The organism is Burkholderia sp. BCC1977, assembly GCF_905339595.1.
GTDB lineage: Bacteria > Pseudomonadota > Gammaproteobacteria > Burkholderiales > Burkholderiaceae > Burkholderia.
The window spans coordinates 1-15,894 of the sequence record NZ_CAJPGQ010000009.1 but is presented as its reverse complement, the minus strand read 5'-3'; the positions used below and the strand labels follow the sequence as shown (position 1 = coordinate 15,894).

18 protein-coding genes are annotated in these 15,894 nt (G+C 67.5%); 10 read left to right on the top strand and 8 right to left on the bottom strand.

The features are described 5' to 3' along the window. The first annotated feature begins 15 nt into the window (after positions 1 to 15). The 4 genes from U5771_RS10130 to U5771_RS10115 all read left to right on the top strand — a co-directional run bounded on the left by U5771_RS10130 (position 16) and on the right by U5771_RS10115 (position 3,554). Complete coding sequence (locus U5771_RS10130; protein WP_322023829.1) at positions 16 to 978, top strand: hydroxymethylglutaryl-CoA lyase; 963 nt, start codon at positions 16 to 18, stop codon at positions 976 to 978. A 15-nt stretch (positions 979 to 993) separates the two neighbouring features. Continuing rightward, the gene (locus U5771_RS10125; RefSeq protein ID WP_138847695.1) at positions 994 to 1,377 is read left to right on the top strand and encodes a VOC family protein; all 384 of its coding nucleotides are present in this window, start codon (positions 994 to 996) and stop codon (positions 1,375 to 1,377) included. A gap of 265 nt (positions 1,378 to 1,642) precedes the next feature. Next, positions 1,643 to 2,470 carry an alpha/beta hydrolase gene (locus tag U5771_RS10120; RefSeq protein ID WP_322023828.1) on the top strand — a complete coding sequence of 276 codons (828 nt, stop codon included), beginning with the start codon at positions 1,643 to 1,645 and terminating at the stop codon, positions 2,468 to 2,470. A 190-nt stretch (positions 2,471 to 2,660) separates the two neighbouring features. Beyond that, positions 2,661 to 3,554, top strand: a complete 894-nt coding sequence (locus U5771_RS10115) for a LysR family transcriptional regulator (RefSeq protein ID WP_322023827.1) — start codon at positions 2,661 to 2,663, stop codon at positions 3,552 to 3,554. Positions 3,555 to 3,612: 58 nt separating this feature from the next. On the opposite strand, the gene U5771_RS10110 is transcribed toward U5771_RS10115, so the two are convergent. Together U5771_RS10110 and U5771_RS10105 are read right to left on the bottom strand one after the other, a co-directional pair. Next, positions 3,613 to 5,070 carry an MFS transporter gene (locus tag U5771_RS10110; RefSeq protein WP_322023826.1) on the bottom strand — a complete coding sequence of 486 codons (1,458 nt, stop codon included), beginning with the start codon at positions 5,068 to 5,070 and terminating at the stop codon, positions 3,613 to 3,615. A gap of 459 nt (positions 5,071 to 5,529) precedes the next feature. Beyond that, positions 5,530 to 6,711: a hypothetical protein gene (locus tag U5771_RS10105; protein WP_322023825.1), complete on the bottom strand. Its 1,182-nt coding sequence runs from the start codon at positions 6,709 to 6,711 to the stop codon at positions 5,530 to 5,532. 202 nt (positions 6,712 to 6,913) lie between these two features. On the opposite strand from U5771_RS10105, the gene U5771_RS10100 reads away from it, so the two are divergent. From U5771_RS10100 to U5771_RS10085, 4 genes are all read left to right on the top strand, one after another. Next, complete coding sequence (locus tag U5771_RS10100) at positions 6,914 to 8,014, top strand: nitronate monooxygenase (protein WP_322023824.1); 1,101 nt, start codon at positions 6,914 to 6,916, stop codon at positions 8,012 to 8,014. A gap of 147 nt (positions 8,015 to 8,161) precedes the next feature. After that, positions 8,162 to 8,533, top strand: a complete 372-nt coding sequence (locus tag U5771_RS10095) for a GFA family protein (RefSeq protein WP_322023823.1) — start codon at positions 8,162 to 8,164, stop codon at positions 8,531 to 8,533. Continuing rightward, on the top strand, positions 8,530 to 8,673 hold the full coding sequence (locus U5771_RS10090) for a hypothetical protein (protein ID WP_322023822.1): 144 nt from the start codon (positions 8,530 to 8,532) through the stop codon (positions 8,671 to 8,673). Before U5771_RS10095 ends, U5771_RS10090 begins: the two co-directional genes overlap by 4 nt. Before the next feature lie 126 nt (positions 8,674 to 8,799). Then, on the top strand, positions 8,800 to 9,255 hold the full coding sequence (locus U5771_RS10085; RefSeq protein ID WP_012363924.1) for a MarR family winged helix-turn-helix transcriptional regulator: 456 nt from the start codon (positions 8,800 to 8,802) through the stop codon (positions 9,253 to 9,255). A gap of 122 nt (positions 9,256 to 9,377) precedes the next feature. Here the strand turns inward: U5771_RS10085 and U5771_RS10080 are convergent, their stop codons facing one another. The 5 genes from U5771_RS10080 to U5771_RS10060 form a co-directional block, all read right to left on the bottom strand. Then, positions 9,378 to 10,109, bottom strand: a complete 732-nt coding sequence (locus U5771_RS10080; RefSeq protein ID WP_322023821.1) for a GNAT family N-acetyltransferase — start codon at positions 10,107 to 10,109, stop codon at positions 9,378 to 9,380. 141 nt (positions 10,110 to 10,250) lie between these two features. Continuing rightward, entirely contained in the window at positions 10,251 to 10,592 is a 342-nt protein-coding gene (locus U5771_RS10075) for a DUF4148 domain-containing protein (protein WP_322023820.1), read from the bottom strand. A 72-nt stretch (positions 10,593 to 10,664) separates the two neighbouring features. Next, positions 10,665 to 10,991, bottom strand: a complete 327-nt coding sequence (locus tag U5771_RS10070; protein WP_322023819.1) for a DUF4148 domain-containing protein — start codon at positions 10,989 to 10,991, stop codon at positions 10,665 to 10,667. A gap of 66 nt (positions 10,992 to 11,057) precedes the next feature. Beyond that, positions 11,058 to 11,477, bottom strand: coding sequence for an organic hydroperoxide resistance protein (locus tag U5771_RS10065; RefSeq protein WP_322023818.1), 420 nt, complete (start codon positions 11,475 to 11,477; stop codon positions 11,058 to 11,060). A 273-nt stretch (positions 11,478 to 11,750) separates the two neighbouring features. Further along, on the bottom strand, positions 11,751 to 12,215 hold the full coding sequence (locus U5771_RS10060) for a RidA family protein (protein WP_322023817.1): 465 nt from the start codon (positions 12,213 to 12,215) through the stop codon (positions 11,751 to 11,753). A 386-nt stretch (positions 12,216 to 12,601) separates the two neighbouring features. Between U5771_RS10060 and U5771_RS10055 the strand changes: the two genes are divergently transcribed. After that, complete coding sequence (locus U5771_RS10055) at positions 12,602 to 13,534, top strand: LysR family transcriptional regulator (RefSeq protein WP_322023816.1); 933 nt, start codon at positions 12,602 to 12,604, stop codon at positions 13,532 to 13,534. 107 nt (positions 13,535 to 13,641) lie between these two features. On the opposite strand, the gene U5771_RS10050 is transcribed toward U5771_RS10055, so the two are convergent. Then, positions 13,642 to 14,349: an SDR family NAD(P)-dependent oxidoreductase gene (locus tag U5771_RS10050; protein WP_322023815.1), complete on the bottom strand. Its 708-nt coding sequence runs from the start codon at positions 14,347 to 14,349 to the stop codon at positions 13,642 to 13,644. An 819-nt stretch (positions 14,350 to 15,168) separates the two neighbouring features. On the opposite strand from U5771_RS10050, the gene U5771_RS10045 reads away from it, so the two are divergent. Beyond that, positions 15,169 to 15,840, top strand: coding sequence for a HEAT repeat domain-containing protein (locus tag U5771_RS10045; protein ID WP_322023814.1), 672 nt, complete (start codon positions 15,169 to 15,171; stop codon positions 15,838 to 15,840). The last annotated feature ends 54 nt before the right edge of the window (positions 15,841 to 15,894 follow it).

Sequence of the window (15,894 nt, the reverse complement as noted above, 5' to 3'; positions counted from 1 at the left end):
CACCGGAACGACGACATGAGCAAGCATCCCCAACGACTCCACATCCACGAAGTCGCGACGCGCGACGGTTTCCAGAATGAAGCGGCGTTCGTCGACACCGACGACAAGATCGCGCTCGTCGACGCGTTGAGCGCGTGCGGCTACGCGAAGATCGAGGTCACGTCGTTCACGTCGCCGAAGGCGATTCCCGCGCTGCGCGACGCGGAGGCCGTGATGCACGGCATCGTGCGCGCACCGGGCGTCGTCTATACGGTGCTCGTGCCGAACCTGCGCGGCGCGGAACGCGCGCTGTCGTGCGGCGTCGACGAGGTGAACCTCGTGATGTCGATGAGCGAGAGCCACAACCGCACGAACCTGCGGATGACCCGCGAGCAGTCGTTCGCGCAGCTGCGCGACGTGATCGACGCGGTGCGCGGCACGGGCGTCGCGATCAACGTGTCGCTGTCGACCGCGCTGGGCTGCCCGATGGAAGGCGACGTGCGCGCGGAAACCGTGCTCGCGTGGATGCAGCGCTTCGCGGATCTCGGCGTGCACGGCTTCACGCTGTGCGACACGACCGGCATGGCGTATCCGTCACAGGTGCGCGACCTGGCCGAACGTGCGCGCGAACGCTTCGCCGCGCTGCAGCTCACGCTGCACTTTCACAACACGCGCGGGATGGCGCTCGCGAACACGCTCGCCGCGCTCGACGCCGGCATCGACCGCTTCGACGCGTCGCTCGGCGGGCTGGGCGGCTGTCCGTACGCGCCGGGCGCGACCGGCAACGCGTGCACCGAGGAGCTCGTGCACATGCTCGCGCTCGACGGCTACGATACGGGCATCGACCTCGCGGCCGTGCTCGCCGCGGCCGCCCGGCTGCCCGCACTGATCGGGCATGACGTGCCGAGCCAGATCCTGAAGGCCGGGCGCCGCTCGGACCTTCACCCGGCGCCGCGCGCCGAAGCCGGCGACATGCCGGCGCAGCGGGCTTTCTCGTGAACAGGAGCGAATCACATGGCGCTGATTGACCACCTCGACCACCTCGTGCTGACCTGCGTCGACCCGGAGCGGACGAAGCACTTCTATACGGAAGTGCTGCAGATGCAACTCGAAACCTTCGGCGCGGGCCGACTCGCGTTCCGCTTCGGCAACCAGAAGATCAACCTGCACGTGCGCGGCGCGGAGTTCGAGCCGAAGGCGCACGTGCCGGTGCCCGGCGCGCTCGACCTGTGCTTCATCGCATCGGTGCCGCTCGACGACGTGATCGCGCATCTGCGCCGTGTCGAATGGCCGATCGTCGAAGGGCCGGTCGAGCGCACCGGGGCGACGCGGAAGATCCGGTCGGTGTACGTGCGCGACCCGGACCTGAACCTGATCGAGATCTCCGAGTTGATCTGAGCGGCTTCCGGTTGCCGCGAGCGGCGGGCGCCGTGCCGCTTCATCGCGCCGGTCCGCCCGTTCGCGCATGCGCCGGCACGATGCGCCCGCCGCGCGACAGTCCTCCGCCGAAAGCGGACAGGCGCATGCCGTGCCCGCCGATTCCGGATAGCCGGCCCGGGTTGCGCTGCCGATAATGGCGCAACGGCGCCGGCCCGTCCGGCGCCTTCGCAGCGGGCACCGCGAACGTCCCGCGCATCCGCAATCCGACCCAGGTGCTTCCCGAATGACGATCCTCTATCGCGGCATGGACCGCGCGGCGCTCGACGCCGCCTACCTGAACACGAAAGCCATTCCCGATTTCCCGGCCGTGCTCGCATCCTGCCAGGCACGCAGCGCGGCGCTTTACGACGCGACGCAAGGGCCGCGCGATCTGCGTTACGGCGCGGGTTCCGCGCAGCGCTTCGACTGGCTGCGGTGCGGCCGGCCCGACGCGCCGCTGTTCGTGTTCATTCACGGCGGCTACTGGCAGCACTGCGCGAAGGAGGATTTCGCGTACGCGGCCGCCGGGCCGCTCGCGCGCGGCTTCGACGTGGTGCTCGCCGAATACACGCTCGCACCGGCTGCATCGATGACCGACATCGTCGGCGAGATCGGCGCGTTGCTCGACCATCTCGCGGCCGATCCCGATGGGATCGGCACCGCTGGCCGACCGATCCATCTGAGCGGTCACTCGGCCGGCGGCCACCTGACGGCCGTGCATCGCGCGCATCCGGCGGTCGTGTCGGCGCTCGCGATCAGCCCGCTCGTCGATCTCGAACCGATCTCGCTGTGCGTGCTCGACGACAAGCTGAAACTCAGCGCGCGGGAAATCGCCGCCTACAGCCCGCTGCATCATGTCGGGCGCGGCGCACCGACCGTCGTCGCGGTCGGCGCGGCCGAGCTGCCCGAACTCGTGCGCCACGCGCACGAATACGCGGACGCCTGCGAAGCGGCCGGCGAGCGGATCGCGCGCGCCTGGCTGCCCGGCATGCGGCACTTCACGGTGCGCGACGATCTCGCGACACCCGACAGCACGATGCTCGCCGCATTGCAGGCGATCGCGCCGCGCTGACCGCGCCGTTTTGCGCCGTTTTGCGCCGTTTTGCGCCGTTTTGCGCCGTTTTGCGTCGGTTTGCGTCGGTTTGCGTCGGTTTGCGTCGTCTTGCGCGATTTCGCGCCGCGCGCGGCCGGGCGTATGATCGGCATCAGGCCGGTGCGGCGCCGTTCGCGCGCGCCGCACGGCTTTCCCCAGGACCCTCATCATGGTGAACCCGCTTCATTTCGATCTGCAGTCGCTGCGCGTATTCGCGCTCGTCGCCGAGCACGGCAGCCTGACCAAGGCGGCCGAACACGGCCAGCTCACGTTGTCCGCGGTCAGCAAGCGAATCGCGGAACTCGAAAGCGTGACCGGCAGCGCGCTGTTCGTCCGGCATGCGCGCGGCGTCGAGCTGACGCCCGCGGGCCGCGCGCTGCTCGACCACGCGGCGAAGGTGATCGAGCAGGTCAACCGGATGGCGCACGAGATGAGCGACTACGTCGCCGGCGTGCGCGGCCACATTCACGTGTGGACCAACACGTCGGCCATCGTCCAGTTCCTGCCGGCCGATCTCGCCGCGTTCCTCACCGACAACCCGGGCATCAAGGTCAGTCTCGAGGAGCGGCTGAGCCACGAGATCGTCGACGCGCTCGCGTCCGGCAAGGCCGATCTCGGCGTGTTCGCGGACAACGTGCCGGCGCCCGGCATCGAACGCCGCCTGTACCGGCGCGACGAGCTCGTGCTGCTCGTGCCGCGCGGCCATCGCTTCGCCGCGCATGACAGCATCCGCTTCGCGGATACGCTCGAGGAAGACTACGTCGGCCTGAGCGACGGCAGTTCGCTGCTCGCGCGGATGACCGACGCCGCGTTCGCGGCCGAGCGCTCGCTGAAGCTGCGCATCCAGGTATCGAATTTCGACGGCGTGAGCCGGATGATCGAGGCCGGGCTCGGGATCGGCGTGCTGCCGCGCGATGCGGTGACCGGCGAGCGCGCCGCGCGGCTCGGGGTCGTGAAGCTCGACGACGCGTGGGCGACGCGCACGCTGTGGGTCGGCGTGAAGGCCGGCACCGTGCTGACCACCGACATCGCCAGGCTGTTCGATTTCATGTCGGCACGCTGAACACACCGGGCGCGATGCACGGAGCACGCGTCTGCACGCCCCGTGCCCGAGCGCCGCGTCATACCGGGTTGATGTCGTCCTGGCTGCGCCGCGTGGTCAGCGGCCCGAGCACGCGCAGCGTGACGGCGACGATGCCGAGCGCGACCGAGATCACGCCGAACATCGCACCCGCACCGTGTTCGGCCAGCACCGGCAGCAACACGAACGGCAGCGCGCCGCTGACGATGCGCGACAGTGCGTACGTGCTGCCGATCGCGGTCGAGCGCACGCGTGCCGGGAAGATCTCCGCCTGGTATACGTGATACGCGTTGCTGAACACGTTCGACGCGCAGGTCGTCAGGAAACCGAAGCAGACGATCAGCAGCGTGTTGCCCGAATACGCGAAGCACAGCCCGAACGCGGCGATCGACAGGATCGACACGATCACGAGCGTGCGGCGCTCGATCCAGTTCAACAGCGGAATCGACAGCAACGAGCCGATCGGATAACCGATGAACGACAGCGCGATGAACAGCGTGCTGTCCGTCACGTCGAACCCGCGGCTCTTGACGACGGTGCCCGCGAGCGTGCCGAAGCCGTAATAGCCGAAACCCTGGAACAGGTGGAACACCGCGAGCATCAGGTAGCGCGCGCCGTAAGGCCGGCGACGCAGCAGCGCGAAGCGCTCGCCGAGGCTCAGCGGCCGCTGCGGTTCGGCCGATGCCGCGAACTGCTCGGGCACGCGCACGCCCGCGCTGTCCGCGAAGCGCTTCGCCGCGGCATGCGCATCCGCGGTGCGGCCCTGCGCGAGCAGCCAGCGCGGGCTTTCCGGCAGCCGGTGCCGGACCAGCAGCACGTACACGGCGCCGAGGCTGCCGATCGCGAGGATGATGCGCCAGCCGGCCACGCCCGCGACATGCAGCGGATTCAGCCATAGCGCGAGGAAGCCGACCAGCGGCACCGCGACGTACGAAGTCGTATAGGCCCACGCGGCGAGCCGTCCGCGCTTTTCTTTCGGCAGGATTTCCGACAGGAAGCTGTCGGCCACCGGGTAGATCGCGCCGACGCCGATGCCCGTCAGGAACCGGCATGCGACCAGCATGTCGGCATTCACCGAGAACGCGCCGATCAGCGAAAACGCGCTGTACCAGACGAGCGTCATCAGGAACGCCTTGCGCCGGCCGATGCGGTCGGCGAGGCTGCCGAGACACATCGCGCCGACGAACATCCCGATGAATGCCGACGCCAGCAGCAGCTTGAAATCGGCGCTTTGCCGGCTCAGCCCGTATTCGTTCTGCAGCGCGGAGCCGATCGTGCTGACGAGGAAGATCTCGTACATGTCGAAGAACAGCCCGATGCCGATCACCCAGACGACGAACCGGTGCAGCGCACCGACCGGCAGGTCGTCCATGAATTCGCCGAGCGTGATGCCGCGGGCGGGCAGGGCCGTCGCATCGGCGCCGGTTCGGGCCGCGGGCGGTACGGCGGACGCGGGGCCGCCCGCGGTGCCGCCAAGGTCGAGGGAATGGCTGGTCATCGTGTCTCCTGATTATCGATTTGCCGTGGCGCGACGCCCGGCCGTTCGCGGCCGGCCGGGCGGGCACGGTTGCGCGACACGACCCACGTGCCCGCCAGGCCCGCGAAAGGCCGGATGCGCGGGTGGCGCCGATCGTCCGAAACATGGTGGGCGAATTTGCGCGACGCGATAATTGCGGATGCTTCAAGCCTCCTTTCCTGCGCAGAAAGGCTGGGAAACGCCCGTGGGACGGGCGTCGGATGTGAGGCGGGCTGCGGCGGCAAAGGTCAGGGCAGGGAAAACCATGTGCCGCGTTGCGCGTATTCGGCAATCGTTCATGCCGTACCGTGCGGTTCGATATCCGCAGGGGCTGGCCGGCGCCGCACGACCGAGCGGTGGCCGCTGGCTCTTGCATTCGTCAGCGTTTATCGGTCGGTGACGCACGGGATGCGTGTCGCTGGCGCTCATGCGTTCATTCGCTCATTGCGACGCGCACGGATCGGAACGTCCGGTCGTCGCCGTCGCCGTGGCACCTGCAGCGACATCGGTGTCGGTCCGGACGTCGGCCCGTTCATGCCGCACCGTATCCGACGCAACCGCCTGCAGCTTCACCGCCATGTCCGGCGTGATGCCGAGCTCCGCGGCCGCTTGCTCCCGCGGACCCAAGGTGCGCACGTCGATGCCGGCAATCTGCTGGAACAGCACGAGCGCGCTCAGGTACGCGCCCGGCACGCCCGGATGCAGATAGTCGGGCCGCGAGATTGGCGGGTCGTTCTGCGCGCGCATGCCGTACCACAGCAGCGGCGCGCCGGACGGCGCATACGGATCGGGATCGGCGACGCCGGTCGCCCATGCGCGCTGCCATGCGCGGCCGACCGGCGCGACGGCAACGATCGACGGATCGGTCCGGCGTGCATGCTCGAATGCATCGCGATACGCGGCGACAAGATCGGCGAGACGATCGAGGTAGCGCGCGCGGAAACCGTCGCTGCCCGGCTCGCCGGCGAGGGCTTTCGCGCGATCGGCGCTCGGCCAGGTCTCATACAGATAGATGCGCGCTTGCGGCGCCACCGCGCGAATGCCGCGCGCGAGCTTCGCGACGCTCGCGCAGAAGCCGCGCGGATCGCTCGCGCGGCTGTGCGTGAACGCGAACGGCAGCGGCTTTGCGCTCAGTTCCTGCAGCACGACCGCATCCCATGTTGGCCGGTCGATCACGTCCGATGCAACGCGGTCGTGTTTTGCGAGACTCGTCGCCGACATCGCCTCCAGATGGACGTCATAGTCGAGCCCGGCTTCGACGGCAAAATGCGCGAAGATGCCCGGAATCCCGCCCCACGGGCCCGGCTCGCGTTCCGCGCGGGCGCCGGTCTGCCCGACGTTTTCGTCGACGACCTGCGCGGTGCCGTCGGTCGCCGGGCCGCCGGCACGCATCGCGCCGTACGAACGCACGGGGGTGTAACGGCCGTGCGTGAGGCTGTCGCCGACGAACAGGATGCGTTGCGGCGTGCGCGTTGCCGGTACGGGCGACCCGCCCGGCAAGTCCGTGGCAGCCGTGGCCCCGGCAGCCGCAGCCGGTCCGACAACCAGCAATGCCGCGACGCACGTCAGCGCGCAACGCGTGATGAGGCAGCAGAACGAGGGCATGGCGGGCATTTCGGTCATCGCGGGGTTCCGGAAGGACGCGTGGCCGCAGTATTTCACGAAGCGGTTCGACGGGACATATCCCGTTCGGCGGACTTGGATGCGGTTTCCCGGTCCGCTATCCTGAGCGCTGAGCTTTTGAACCGCCGGCCCGCCGGCCCCTACGTGCCACCCGCCGCACGCTTCCCGTTTGCGTTCACGCCGCCCACAGGAGACGCACGACATGATTCCCTCGACCGACAACCGGACGCTGTTGCGCACGCTCGGCATCCGCACCCCGATCATCCAGGCGCCGATGGCCGGCGTCAGCACGCCCGCGCTGGCGGCTGCCGTATCGAACGCGGGCGGGCTCGGCTCGCTCGGCGTCGGCGCGACGAACGCCGACGGCGCGCGCAAGATGATCCGCGACACGCGCGCGCTCACCGACAAGCCGTTCAACATCAACCTGTTCTGCCATCAGCCGGCCCGCGCCGACGCAGCCGTCGAGCGCGCGTGGCTCGACTGGCTCGCGCCGGCCTTCCGCGAACAGGGCGCGACGGCGCCGGCGTCGCTGTCCGAGATCTACACGAGCTTCGTCGAGGACGATGCGATGCTCGCGATGCTGGTCGAAGAAAAACCGGCGGTCGTGAGCTTTCATTTCGGGTTGCCGTCCGATGAGGCCATCGCCGTGCTGAAGCGCGCGGGCATCACGCTGTTCGCGTCCGCGACGCATCCCGACGAAGCCCGGCAGATCGCCGCGGCCGGCATCGATGCGATCGTCGCGCAGGGCATCGAGGCCGGCGGACACCGTGGCGTATTCGACTCGACGGTTCACGACGATCGGCTCGGCACGTTCGCGCTGACGCGCCTGATCGTGCGCGACTGCGCGCTGCCGGTGATCGCCGCCGGCGGCATCATGGACGGCGACGGCATCGCCGCCGCGCTCGCGCTCGGCGCGCAGGCCGCGCAGCTCGGCACGGCCTTCGTCGCGTGCCCGGAGACGTCGATCGACGACGGCTATCGCCGCGCGATCCTCGGCGACGCGGCGCGCCGCACGACCTTCACGGCTGCAATTTCCGGCCGGATCGCGCGCGGCATCGCGAACCGGCTGACCGCGCTCGGCGACGACCCGCACGCGCCGGCCACGCCGGCCTATCCGATCGCATATGACGCCGGCAAGGCGCTGCATGCGGCAGCGAAGGCGAAAGGCGAGTTCGGCTACGGCGCGCAGTGGGCCGGGCAGGCGGCGCCGCTCGTCCGGTCGCTGCCGGCGGCCGAGCTGTTCGCGACGCTCGAGCGCGAGACGCGGACGGCCATTGCACGGTTGCAGCACGCGCTGGACTGATTCACCGGCCACGCGCCGCGCCGCGACGCGCATCGCCGGCCACAAAATTTCAATGTTCCGTATCCGCGCGCGGCGCGGATACATTGCGATACAACGCGTCGGCCCACGCCCGCTATAAAGCTGACATGACCGCTTGAGGAGCACGACATGTCTGCTACATGGTTCAACGGATCCTGCCATTGCGGCGCCGTGAAATTCGAAGTCCGGACCGCGCTTGCGCCGGCGGTTCGCTGCAACTGCAGCCTTTGCCGCCGTCGCGGCGCGCTGATGAGCCCGATGTTCGCCGTGGCCGACCTGAAGATCGTCGAAGGCGAGGGCGCACTGACGACCTACCGATTCAACACGCGCACGGCCCGCCATTATTTCTGCAGCCGGTGCGGCGTCTATCCGTTCCATCAGACGCGCAAGGATCCCGCGTGCTGGCGCGTCAATCTCGGCTGCCTCGAAGGCGTCGATCCGTATGCGCTCGATGCCGCGGTCGCCGACGGGGCAAGCCTTTCCGTCGTGGAGGACGCATGAAGCGCTGGCTGATGATCCTGCTGTTCGCCGCGGGCGGCCTCGCGACCGAAATCACGCATCCGGTACAGTGTTCGCTGCTGTCGATCAGCCGGCAGCGAACCGGCGATCGGCGCGGTCGAAACGACGGCGGGCGAGACTGAGCGCGCGCCGGCGCCGGGGGTATCGCATCCTGTTGATCGGAAACGATAATCATGCTTCCGATAAGATCGCACGCGATATATAATGCGTTCATCTGCGACACGCACCCGTGTCGATGGAGGACGCTCATGAAACCGACCGACGCACCATCGCCCGCCACGCCGAAACTGTCCGAGTTCCTGTGTTTTGCGATCTACTCGACGAACCTCGCATTCGGCAAGGCCTACAAGCCGATCCTCGAAGAACTCGGCCTCACTTACACGCAATACATCACGATCATTGCGCTGTGGGAGGAGGGCAACCAGACGGTCGGGCAACTCGGCGAAAAGCTGTTCCTCGAATCGAACACGCTGACGCCGATCCTGAAGAAGCTCGAGGCGATGGGCTATCTGGAGCGGCACCGCGATCCGTCGGACGAGCGCCAGGTGCTCGTGAGCCTGACGAAAAGCGGCCGCCGTGTGCGCGAGAAGGGGCTCGACATGGACCTCGTCGAAGCCACCGGGTTGAAACCCGACGAATTCGCGAAGATGCAGAAGGCGATCGTCACGCTGCGCGGCAACCTGATCGATTCGATCGACGAATAGACGAATAAGCGTCGGCTCGCTGTCGAGCCGGCGACGCGATTGCGGCCGGCTCCCTCCGCCATTTCCAGCCACTTTCATCCATTTCCGGCCGTCAGGACCGATGCGCCGCCGCGGCCGATCCCTTACTGCTGGCCCGTCCCGGTCTCCTCGCGCCCGAGCACCAGCAAATGCATGTCGCGACGCATCACGAAGCCGAGTGCCCGATAGCGCTCGATCGCGACGTGATTCGACGTGAGCACGTGCAGGAACGGCGTTTCCGCGCGTGCGCGGATGGTCGCAATCAATGACAGGATCAGTCCGGCCGCGAGGCCCTGGCCCCGAAACGCGGGATCCACGCACACGGCGCTGATCTCCGCATGGCCGCCGGCTCTCAATCGCTGACCGGCCATCGCCACGAGCCGGCCCTGCCTGCGTACACCGAGATAGCCGCCGAATTCGATCGTGCGCGGGCCGAACGGGCCCGGTTCCGTCGCCGAGATCAGTTCAAGCATCTCCGGCACATCGGCTTCGGTCAGCCCGACATGCTCGAAAGGATGCGCGCCGTCGAGCGTTCCTTGCCAGATCATCTGATGCAGCATCGCACGCCAGACCACGGAAAAACCGGCCGGCGTCGCGATCTCGTCCGGCGTGACCAGTGCCGCCGGTCCGTGCGCGTCGATCAGTGCGCGCAACGCGTCGAACGCAGCCGGGCTGCGGTCGGCCATGCCGGCAAACGGCGCGATCGCGGGAGGAAACCGGCGTGCAAGCGCGTCGCCGAGTGCAAAACGATGCTGCTCGCCCGCGAGCGCATGCCATACGGCGTTGTCGAGCGGATGCGATCCGCCTGCTGCCTGCCCGGTCGTTGCTTCCCGCATCGCCTGCTCCTTGATTGAAGGCCGTCCGTCGCACAGCATAGACGCGATCGCCCGCGCAGGTTGCAGACGAACAAAAGCGCATACGATTAAATCGCATGCGCTTTATTTGACGGGCGGTGTCGCCGATTTCGCTGGCGACGCTCAATGCCCGAAATAGATCGAGCGCTCGGCCGTGCGAATGGCGCTGTGAATCACGCTGCGACTGCCGGTCTGCGTCGCGCCGTCGGCGTTGCTGCCATAACCGGCTGCCCGGGTGTCGGCCGCCGTCGCGTCGCTGTCGCGAACCCGCTTCAGCGCCGCCTGCAGGTTGTCCGGATAGTTCGGATCGTTCGGGCGATTCGGCAGAAAGCCGGCCTGCTGGAGCGCGGCCAGCTCCGCCCGCACTTGCGCACGCGTCACAGTGCTGTCGGTCGCGAAGGCCGGTGCGGCAACGGAAGCCGACACGGCGACGAGCAAGGCTGCAATCAGTTGGGTCTTCATCATTTACCTCGATGGAAAAGGGTGTATTCAGGGTTGCGTGCGCACGCCGGCAGGCGGCGCCGATCGCGGTTTCGTTCAATGGCCGAAGTAGATCGAGCGCTCGGCGATACGTGTGGCGGGACGGCTGCCCGACTGCGTGACGGCTGCGGCGTCGCTGCCATAAGCGGACGTCGCCGTATCGGCCGCGACGGTGTCGTTCACGTGGATCCGCGTCAGCGCTGCCTGCAGGTCGTCCGGATAGTGCGGATCGTTCGCGCGGCCCGGCACGTAGCCGGCTTGCTGCAGCTGAACGAGTTCGGCCTGCACTTGTGCACGCGTCACGACGGCTTCATTGGCAAAGGCCGGCGCGGCAACGGCAGCGGACACGGCGACGAGCAGGGCAGCGATCAGTTGGGTTTTCATCATTGACCTCGACAGGAAAAGGGCAGGACATTCGGGTGGGCAGCACGTGGCCGCCCGGTGCAAAGTTCAGGCGATGCGGATCTCGACGTCGATGTTGCCGCGCGTCGCCTTCGAATACGGGCAGGTCTGATGCGCGGTGTCGACGATCTGCTGCACGACCTCGTGATCGAGACCCGGTACGCTCACGTTCAGGCGGGCCTGCAGGAAGTACGCGTTGCCGCCCATGCCCAGGTCCACTTCGGCGTCGACCGCGAGATCGGCCGGCAGCGTGACCTTCGCCGCACGTGCCGCGAGCTGCATCGCGCCGATGAAGCAGGCCGACCAGCCGGCCGCGAACAATTGTTCCGGGTTGGTGCCGGTGCCGGCGCTGCCCGGCGACGACAGCTGGATGTCGAGGCGGCCGTCGGAACTGCGGGCAGCGCCGTCGCGGCCGCCGGAAGTCGTGTGCGTCTTGCCCGTGTACAGCACTTTTTCGATCTTGCTCATCGTTCACTCCGTCAGTTTGGAAGGTTTTCCTCAGATGCGATTCGATCGCATGCGATGCAGTTTCGTCGAGACGCCCCCACCAGTCAAGCGGATTCGATTAAATCGGATGCGATATTTTGTATTGCAATGTATCTGGATCGTGTACAGCCTCGCGAGGCAAGGTTCTCCGACGATCCATCCCTTATATTCAAAAGATGTTGCGGGCGGAAAATCTCGCGACGGGCAGGGCGGACGCCCGTCGGAATGGCCGTCGTCCCGGCGGCGACAACCCGGTTACGCCGGACGCATTTCGGCGATCACGACCAGGATCACGGCCGCGTCGGCCGGCAACTGGCGCTGGGAGAATGCCGAGCGTGCGTGTCCTGCCTTGTCGCCGAGCACGGCGGCGAAGAGGTCGGAGGCACCGTCGATCACAGCCGGTTGACCGTAGAAGCCGTCGGTCGACGCGACGTGACCCTCGACCCGCACGATGTGATGCAGGCGGTCGAACCCGCCCAGGTGCTTTCTGATCTGCGCGAGCACGTTCAGCGCCGCGAGCTGCGCCGCGTGCCTTCCGTCATCGACGCTCAGGTGTTCGCCGACGCGCCCCGTATAGGCCACCTTGCCGTCGACGAGCGGCAGTTGTCCGGAAACGAACAACAGGTTGCCGGCTTCGCTGACGGCCGTGTAGCTGCCGAGCGGTTGCGGCGGTTCGGGTAGCGTGAAGCCGAGCTCGGCCAGCTTCTGTTCGATCGTCATGGCATTCTCCTGCAGGGATGATTGTCGGGTCGGCCGCAGCGTGGAAGCGTCGCGCGCCGGGGTCTCTGTCGGTCACTCTAGTGACGCGGCCGGGGCCGGTAAATATCGTTCGCGCAATTGATTCGACACACGATGTAACGAATCGCGCGCGGCATGAAACGGCGCGAACGCGTGCCGGCACCGCCGCCCGGTGCCGCCCGGTGACGCCTGTCGCGCGCGTCGCTCCGCTGGTTTCCCGCCCCGGATTCATGCACACTCGTTGCTTCGACGTCCCGCGACGAAAACACCGGTCGCCGGCGGACCGGAAGCACGAAGTCGCGTCGCAGGCGCTCGCCGGGCTCACCGTCTTGCGACCGAGCCGCGCACCGGCCACGGCAGGAACCCCCATGCAAAGAAAATTCGACGACCTGCTGCTCGGCAGCATCGAGCTGTTCTGCCTGGCAGCCGAACTCGGCAGCTTCACGCTCGCCGCGACGGCTGCGAGCGTCACGCCGGCCGCGGTCAGCCGGTCGGTCGCGCGGCTCGAGGAGCGTCTCGGCGTACGCCTGTTCGTACGGACGACGCGGCAGATCCGCCTGACCGATTCCGGGCGGCGCTATTTCGAGCAATGCCGCGATGCGTTGTCGCAGCTCGTCGATGCGGAGCGCGAAGCGACGGGCCAGCAGGCAACGCCGGCCGGCGTGCTGCGCATCAGCATGCCGACGCCGTACGGACACTATCGCGTGCTCCCACTACTGCCCGCGTTCCGCGCGCGATACCCGGACGTGCGCGTCGAAACGCATCTGAGCAACCGCAACATCGATTTCGCCGAGGAGGGCTTCGACCTTGCGATCCGCGGCCGCGAGCCGGCGGATTCGAGCCTGGTCGCGCGCAAGCTGGAGGACGCGGAACTCGTCGTCGTCGCGACACCCGGCTACCTGAAGCGCGCCGGCGTGCCGGGCGCCATCGACGATCTGCACGCGCACGAATGCATCCAGTTCGAGCTCCCGAGCAGCGGCCGGCCGATTCCGTGGTCGTTCAACGACGGTGCTGCGGAAATCGACGTCGCGACGACCGGCGGCTACGGCACCTCGGGCGACGTCCTCGCCGGCGTCACGCTGGCACGCAGCGGCGCGGGCCTGTTCCAGACTTATCGCTTCATCGTCGAACGGGATCTGCGGGAGGGCACGCTCACGGAGGTGTTGTCCGCCCAGGGCGGGCGGTCGCGGCCGTTCATGCTGCTGTATCCGCATGCGCGCTATCTGTCGTCGCGCGTGCGCGTCTTCGTCGACTTTCTCGTCGAACATCTGGAACAGGCGCCCGGCAAGCGGGCGCGCTAACCGCGTCCCGCCATGCCGGCAACGGCGCGAGGCGCGAACGGCTCGGCGGCGCCGCTACCGGGCCGCCACGCGCCATCCGCGCCGCTGCAGCCTCACATCTTCACCGCTCAGTGCCCGGCGCTCTGGCCGCCATCCACGTGCAGGATCTCGCCGGTGACGAACGGCGCCGAATCGAGATACAGGATCGCACCGACGATGTCGCTCATCTCGCCCATCCGGCCGACCGGATGCAGCGATGCGAGCGTCGCGTGCGTGTCGGGTGCATGCATCGGCGACTTGATGATGCCGGGGGACACGGCGTTCACGCGAATGCCGGCCTTCGCGTACTCGATCGCGAGCGACTTCGTCGCCGCATTGAGTCCGCCTTTCGTCAGCGATGCGAGCACCGACGGCACGTTGCTGTTCGCGTGGTCGACGAGGCTCGTCGTGATGCTGACCACGTGTCCGCCGCCGTGCCGCTGCATCGCCGCGATCGCGCGCTGCGTAACGTGGAAGAAGCCGTCCAGGTTCACGCGGGTGATGGCCGCATAGTCGTCCGCGGTGTATTGCGTGAACGGCTTCGCGATGAAAACGCCGGCGTTGTTGACCAGCGTGTCGACCCGGCCGAAGCGCTCGATTGCCGTGTCGACCACGCGCCGCGCGACGGCCGGGTCGCCGATGTCGCCCGCGACGGTGACGCGATCGGGATCGTCCGACGGCCCGATCGAACGGGACGTCGCGACCACCCGATGGCCCTGGGTGCGGAATGCGCTGACCGTCTCGGCGCCGATGCCTTGCGATGCGCCGGTGACGATGATGACTTTGGATGTGCTCATGATATGCCTCGACAGGTGATTGGTTTTCGGCTTCAGCGCCGACCGGATCGATCAATCCGATGGACCGGACTCTAGGCGCGTCGGGCCGGAGTTCGAACACCCACCGTGGACCAACAGTCTTGCGTCGCGGGAACAAATGCGGGGAAGAGCGCGGACGGCCGCAGCGGCGAGCGGTGCGGCGGGGGTGAATCGACGCAGCCACCAACGAGCCGGCATTTGCGGACGATCCCGTGCGTCGAATCGTCATGAATTCCGGGGTTTGCGCGGTGAAGTTCTGCGAATGCTGCGCGCCGGTTTGCTCGAACGCATCTGGCACTTTGGTTTTCTATCGAAAGTATCTGGATAACTTTTCTTATCACAATAGTCTTATTTTTAATTCAAACTACCGGATCCGAAAACGCGCGTGACCGAACCGTCATACGCGTCGCCGGACAGCGCCCAAAGCGGATCAGGGCAGGGCATGCCGCCGCACGCGCCTGCTCGGTGCGCTATCCGGCACTCCGAACACGGCCAAAACTGGCACAATCCTGCCCATATCCGTAGATGCAGCCCGATATCGCCCGGCGGCGGACGACTCCGATCCGCTCATACCGGACGCTCGCTTCGGCCGGTGCAGCATCTGCACACGCGCAGGAGCGCGCGAGCGCCGGCACGGCGACTGCACGGGTGCGCCGCCGAACGGCCGGCGCGGGATGCGAATCTCGCGGCATGCCTGGTGCTGCGTGGCGAGATGAACGTTAGCGGGCGGGGCGGCTCGATACATCCGGTTTCGGGCTGCCAAGGCGACGCTCCGCACCTGACGGCGCATATTCGCGCCGCATGCATCGCACCGTGAAGCAGGCCGCAATCAAACCACTTTCCATGCACGCGTTGAACACACTGCACGAACAGGTCGAAAAATTCAGGGAATGGGCGGCGCTATACCCGGCCCGCCAGCGAAGCGCCGAATGGGAGTGCGAGTACGGCCATTGGGAGGCGCTGTGGGACGCGTCGCTTGCCGTCGTCGACTCGCTTGCGCCGGACGCCTGGACCGCAACCGCGTGCGCCGATCTGCTTTACGCAATTGCACGCGACCACGCACTGGAACACATTTCGAACATGCTCTGGACGCAACCGGACGCATTGCTGGCGCTCGCGCGCGCCTCGATCGATGCGTCGGAGCCGGACGCGAGATGGCAGATGGCCGCGCGACTCGGCGGGCTGGGCTCGCATGCTGCGGAGGCCGAAGCGCTGCTGTTGCGCCTGGTGGACGACGAAGACGAATATGTGCGCCGGCGCGCGTTGCTTGCGCTGGGCGCTCTGAAGTCCGTTCATGCGGAAGCGCTCGCGGAACGCGCATGGCACACCGGCCACGAATATCAGCGGATTGCCGCGTTGTGGGTGCTCAAGGGCATCAAATCCGGCAAGCTGGCGCAGTACGTGAAGCTGGCCGAGGAAGACGGTCGGGAATACGTCGTCCGAAACGCGCGGGACGTGATGAATGCGGGTTGAACGCCGCCGCATTGTGGGCAGCCGGCGATCAACCTACAGGCCAAAACACGACAT

Bases quoted from the DNA above. Each gene is read 5' to 3' on its own strand.
- U5771_RS10065 (WP_322023818.1), bottom strand. From the start codon at position 11,477: ATGAGCAAGATCGAAAAAGTGCTGTACACGGGCAAGACGCACACGACT.
- U5771_RS10085 (WP_012363924.1), top strand. From the start codon at position 8,800: ATGAAACCGACCGACGCACCATCGCCCGCCACGCCGAAACTGTCCGAG.
- U5771_RS10080 (WP_322023821.1), bottom strand. From the start codon at position 10,109: ATGCGGGAAGCAACGACCGGGCAGGCAGCAGGCGGATCGCATCCGCTC.
- U5771_RS10105 (WP_322023825.1), bottom strand. From the start codon at position 6,711: ATGACCGAAATGCCCGCCATGCCCTCGTTCTGCTGCCTCATCACGCGT.
- U5771_RS10110 (WP_322023826.1), bottom strand. From the start codon at position 5,070: ATGACCAGCCATTCCCTCGACCTTGGCGGCACCGCGGGCGGCCCCGCG.
- U5771_RS10095 (WP_322023823.1), top strand. From the start codon at position 8,162: ATGTCTGCTACATGGTTCAACGGATCCTGCCATTGCGGCGCCGTGAAA.
- U5771_RS10045 (WP_322023814.1), top strand. From the start codon at position 15,169: ATGCATCGCACCGTGAAGCAGGCCGCAATCAAACCACTTTCCATGCAC.
- U5771_RS10090 (WP_322023822.1), top strand. From the start codon at position 8,530: ATGAAGCGCTGGCTGATGATCCTGCTGTTCGCCGCGGGCGGCCTCGCG.
- U5771_RS10115 (WP_322023827.1), top strand. From the start codon at position 2,661: ATGGTGAACCCGCTTCATTTCGATCTGCAGTCGCTGCGCGTATTCGCG.
- U5771_RS10055 (WP_322023816.1), top strand. From the start codon at position 12,602: ATGCAAAGAAAATTCGACGACCTGCTGCTCGGCAGCATCGAGCTGTTC.
- U5771_RS10125 (WP_138847695.1), top strand. From the start codon at position 994: ATGGCGCTGATTGACCACCTCGACCACCTCGTGCTGACCTGCGTCGAC.
- U5771_RS10130 (WP_322023829.1), top strand. From the start codon at position 16: ATGAGCAAGCATCCCCAACGACTCCACATCCACGAAGTCGCGACGCGC.
- U5771_RS10075 (WP_322023820.1), bottom strand. From the start codon at position 10,592: ATGATGAAGACCCAACTGATTGCAGCCTTGCTCGTCGCCGTGTCGGCT.
- U5771_RS10100 (WP_322023824.1), top strand. From the start codon at position 6,914: ATGATTCCCTCGACCGACAACCGGACGCTGTTGCGCACGCTCGGCATC.
- U5771_RS10060 (WP_322023817.1), bottom strand. From the start codon at position 12,215: ATGACGATCGAACAGAAGCTGGCCGAGCTCGGCTTCACGCTACCCGAA.
- U5771_RS10120 (WP_322023828.1), top strand. From the start codon at position 1,643: ATGACGATCCTCTATCGCGGCATGGACCGCGCGGCGCTCGACGCCGCC.
- U5771_RS10070 (WP_322023819.1), bottom strand. From the start codon at position 10,991: ATGAAAACCCAACTGATCGCTGCCCTGCTCGTCGCCGTGTCCGCTGCC.
- U5771_RS10050 (WP_322023815.1), bottom strand. From the start codon at position 14,349: ATGAGCACATCCAAAGTCATCATCGTCACCGGCGCATCGCAAGGCATC.